The organism is Sporomusa sp., from assembly GCF_057736855.1.
In genome coordinates, this window is the sequence record NZ_JBYKYF010000280.1 from 1 (window position 1) to 4,129 (window position 4,129).

General features: G+C 46.0%; 4 protein-coding genes and 1 pseudogene. 1 reads left to right on the forward strand and 4 read right to left on the reverse strand.

Features of this window, described 5'->3' with window-relative positions; translation table 11 throughout:
* Positions 1-2: 2 nt before the first annotated feature.
* The 4 genes from AC29Z1_RS14575 to AC29Z1_RS14590 all read right to left on the reverse strand — a co-directional run bounded on the left by AC29Z1_RS14575 (position 3) and on the right by AC29Z1_RS14590 (position 3,250).
* Positions 3-152, reverse strand: coding sequence for a hypothetical protein (locus AC29Z1_RS14575; protein ID WP_488272182.1), 150 nt, complete (start codon positions 150-152; stop codon positions 3-5).
* 116 nt (positions 153-268) lie between these two features.
* Positions 269-1,129, reverse strand: a complete 861-nt coding sequence (locus tag AC29Z1_RS14580; RefSeq protein ID WP_488272183.1) for a methyl-accepting chemotaxis protein — start codon at positions 1,127-1,129, stop codon at positions 269-271.
* A 202-nt stretch (positions 1,130-1,331) separates the two neighbouring features.
* Positions 1,332-2,363, reverse strand: a complete 1,032-nt coding sequence (locus tag AC29Z1_RS14585) for a SpoIID/LytB domain-containing protein (RefSeq protein WP_488272184.1) — start codon at positions 2,361-2,363, stop codon at positions 1,332-1,334.
* Between the two features lie 41 nt (positions 2,364-2,404).
* A complete protein-coding gene (locus AC29Z1_RS14590) occupies positions 2,405-3,250 on the reverse strand; it encodes a VanW family protein (RefSeq protein WP_488272185.1) in 846 nt (281 codons plus the stop codon).
* 61 nt (positions 3,251-3,311) lie between these two features.
* On the opposite strand from AC29Z1_RS14590, the pseudogene AC29Z1_RS14595 reads away from it, so the two are divergent.
* Positions 3,312-4,129 (forward strand): annotated as a pseudogene (locus AC29Z1_RS14595) (Mur ligase family protein); the annotation flags it as partial.

Sequence of the window (4,129 nt, forward strand, 5' to 3'; positions counted from 1 at the left end):
TTTCATTCTTTCTTTTCTTCTCCCATCTTTTTTAATAATTCTATTTTATTTTCATCCCCTAGTGCGTCCCGCTGTAATCCTATCACCGTAAGCAGCACTTGTTCAACAGCGCTATTTTCCATTAACGGCTTAATTGGACTCAACCCTTTCACAGAACCTTAACTTTCTAATTATATCGTAGTCGAAAGCGCTTGCCAATATTCACGGAAGAAAAGACGAAAAAATTTTAGACTTGTTAGCTATCTTCAAACCAACAAGTCTAAATCTTTTATTTTTTGAACGACTCTACCAGCTTACTTGTCGACTGTTGCACATTTTCAACCATATGAATAATTTCCTGCATAGCCCGAGCCTGTTCCGCAGAAACGGCAGCCGACTGGTTGATGCCTTGGATGACAGAAGAAATAGAAGTTTGAATTTCACCAAGAATTTTATTAATATTTTCGGTAGCCTCTGCGCTTGATTGAGCTAATTTTTGCATTTCTTGAGCCACTACCGCAAAACCGCGCCCGTGAATTCCGGCACGTGCCGCTTCAATAGAAGCATTTAGGCTTAAGAGCTTAGTTTGCGTAGCAATGCTGCGACTCATGTCAATAATTTTATTGGTCTCTTTGAGTTTTATTACTGCTTCATCAGAAATTTTAGCTACCCTGTCGGTGGTTGCCGCCATTTCTTGCGAAGAAGCCGACATTTGCTCTATAGCAGCTGCCGCTTGCTGGACATTTTCGGACACAGTGTCTGCTACCTGCCGTACCCGCTCAGCATCAACAATGGCTTGTAACCTGGCGCTAGACAAAGCCGCTACTACCTTAGCAATAGGTTGGGTATATTCCTTTTTACCGGCAATAGCAAAAGTACCTATGCGTTTGCCATCAATTTCAATGGGATAGTTTTGCCCCTCTTTGAGATTAGGATTTTTGGCAACGTCCTCCGGTTCAATAAAAACGGCATCTGCTTCACCCCTTAGAATCTTTTGCGCACCAGGATGAGTCATACCTATTCTGGTTCCGGCCGAATCCCCGATAATAACGGCATTCTGGTCACAAACAATGGTATGATACCCTGTCTGCTTGTACACAAAACTCGTTAATTCATCAGCAAATTCTTTGGTAACTTTATATTCTGCCAATGGTACGGCACCCCCATTACTAGAAGATTATTACATTTAATATTCAACATCAATACCATTTACCCTGCTAATACCTGGAAAATAAATCGCGCCGCCTGTCCGTGCGTACCAGACAAGCGGCGCTGTCCCCGGGAGGTAGCCGCCATACTACCTCGCGTTATTAATTTATGCAGAATCCAAATAAAAATTCACTATTCTTACATCATTGCCACAATTTTTTTACTTCGGCTCCAGGATAATAGTGTCTGATAATATCTTCAGCTTGTTTGCCTTCCTTAGCAAACGTATAAGCTCCCCATTGGCATAACCCTACACCGTTACCCCAGCCTAATCCTTTAAAAATGAAGTTGCCATTTTCATATCTCATTTCGGTAACCAGCGTGGATTTAAGCCGGTCATAGCCGATCGCCCGACGAAAATCAGAGCCATACATTTTTTTGTTGCCAGCACCAATGAAAAGAATTCGTCCTGAAGGACCTTTTTCCAGAATACGAATGTCGGCAGGATTGCCGGTATAGCCAATAGCAGCCGCTACTTGCGAAGCCGGAATTTTTACTGTCCAGGATTGTATGTTTTCCGGAGCATATTTAAAACAATTGTCGGTAACTGGCTGAAAATAAGGGGTCTCATGAGGAATTTCCTTGGGGAAACTTTCCTCTCGCGTTGCACCGATTTGACCATTACAGGAACTATAGATTGCATTGACAAGACCGCCAGCATATAACAGTACCTCACCGCGCGTCTTAGCTACCGCTTGTCGCACACGGTCATTCACTTTATGTGGCGCAAAGGCCTGCAGTTCTTCTTTGGAAGTACTGACATCGGCATTATGCAGTCTTTTTATCGTACCTGCCTCCATCGCACTGATGGTTAATGTCCGGGATGCAATCGCCTGGGCAGCCAAGGCTTCCATTGGCCAATCGGGCTGCATCTCTTGAGCAATAACCCCTTCTACATACTTTTCCAGTGGCATGGTCTCAATCGTGCCTTTTTCCGCGATATATACCCTGATGGTTGGTTCTTGGGGATACTTGGAAACATCAAATGTCGGCACGCCGGGAATCGGCTGCGGCGCAGCCGGCAGTTTTTCGGCCGGTGCCTGTTCAGCAGGCGCCGGCGGAGTTGGTGCCGGTACAGGTTTTTGGGCAGGAGGCTTGAGTAGTGTGTAGACTCCCGCGGCAAATACCAATAAAACGGCAACAACGAGTGCGGTATTCATTTTTTTGTTTTTCATGCGCTCCCACCTCATTGTTAGTATGTCAGATTACCCTCAGGTTATGCATCAGGCAATGCCAACAAATCGACGGTTAACCAAGATCCTCCGGTATCAACAAAAGCACGGATAATTATCCGCCGACGAGTATTATTAATAAACCGAAAATCTTTGTCCGTATAAGTTGCGGCATCTTTTCCTGCCGGCACATAATTGACTGGCTGGGAATGGGGGTGTCGTTCTATCACCTTAAGATTTGCAGCCAAAACGGCGTTATAGAGCGTAGATGATACTTGGCACATACCACCGCCAAGCGCTTGCTGCTGACCATTGTCGCTAAATATTATGGCCGGCTGAAACCCCCGTTCAGCGGTAGGCTCGCCGGTTGCCTTATTGAACGAAAACTCCTCCCCAGAGGCAATAACCAAGTTATTGATTAATTTGCCTGTCAGCCGAATATTTGTCAAACGGCCAGAAGTTTTGTCCAAAATTGGCGTTGTATAACTACCCAGTTGCTGGCTTCTAGCTAACATATCTTGAGTAATATCAGGTAAAAATGGCTGATACACCGCCATAACCTGACTGCCAGCCGGTGCAGCCAGCAGTTTTTCTAAAGTATCTGCCACGTTTAGGCGCTGGCCGGGACGTTCCGGGAAAATTTCGCCAGTCACTGAATCAAACCCGGCGTTTACTGCCGGTACATCTTTAGCTTTAGCTAAATCAGTAAGCACCTTGCGGACTGCTTCAACCGACATCCCGCCTACTGCCTGTCCTTCGACTGTTACCTGATCGGCAATCAGCGAAGCTTCCGGCTTGGGCGCCGGGCGACTGAGACCACAACCGCTGACAAATACCAGGCCAAGAATCAGCAACATCCAAAAAATAAGAACTTTTTTGATAACATTCACCTCCTGCCAGTAGTGTGAATACCTTGGAGTATCATGTGTTTGCTGATAAGGAGGAACTGGTATGCAGGCTTTTGATGAATGGATCAGGCAAGCCACTGGAATCACCTGTCACTCAGACGAAGTACAGCCTGGCTTCATTTTTGTGGCGATTTGCGGCCGAAGCACGGATGGCAACGCCTTTGCCTCAATAGCGGCTGACCGGGGAGCCCTTGCAATTGTAAGTGATGCTCCTGACAGGCTGCCACCACTTACCATTCCTGTACTTACTGTTCCTAATGCCCGGTTGGCACTATCCCAGCTAGCAGCCCAGTTTTATGATAACCCGTCACAAAAATTATACTTGGTAGGCGTAACGGGTTCTAATGGCAAAACCACTATCGCCTGCATGCTTGAGCATATTTTTACTCAATCAGGTCTTACTGCCGGCTTGATCGGCACTATCCGGGTCAATACCGGGACAAACTCATTCCCCAGTATCTTGACAACACCTGACGCTGTCAGCATTCAGCATTACTTGGCAAACATGCTACAAAATCATGTAACCCATGCTGCCTTAGAAGTATCGGCCCAAGGTATTGATATGCATCGTGTCGCCCATGTCTGTTTTTCGGCAGGAATATTAACCAATATATGTGCCGACACCTGGACTTTCATGGGAATTTTGCCAACTACCTTACTGCCAAATCCAAGTTTTTGGACTTACTTGGCACTGAGACCCCACTTATTGTCAATATTGCGGACCCTTACTGTCAAGCTATTGTTCGCCGTTTTTCAGGCAAACTCATTACGGCTGCGGTCGATAGTCAGGCAACTATTTCGGCAAACATTTCCCGCTTGACCACCTACGGCAGCGTCTTTAGCTTAATAGTAAACAAACCC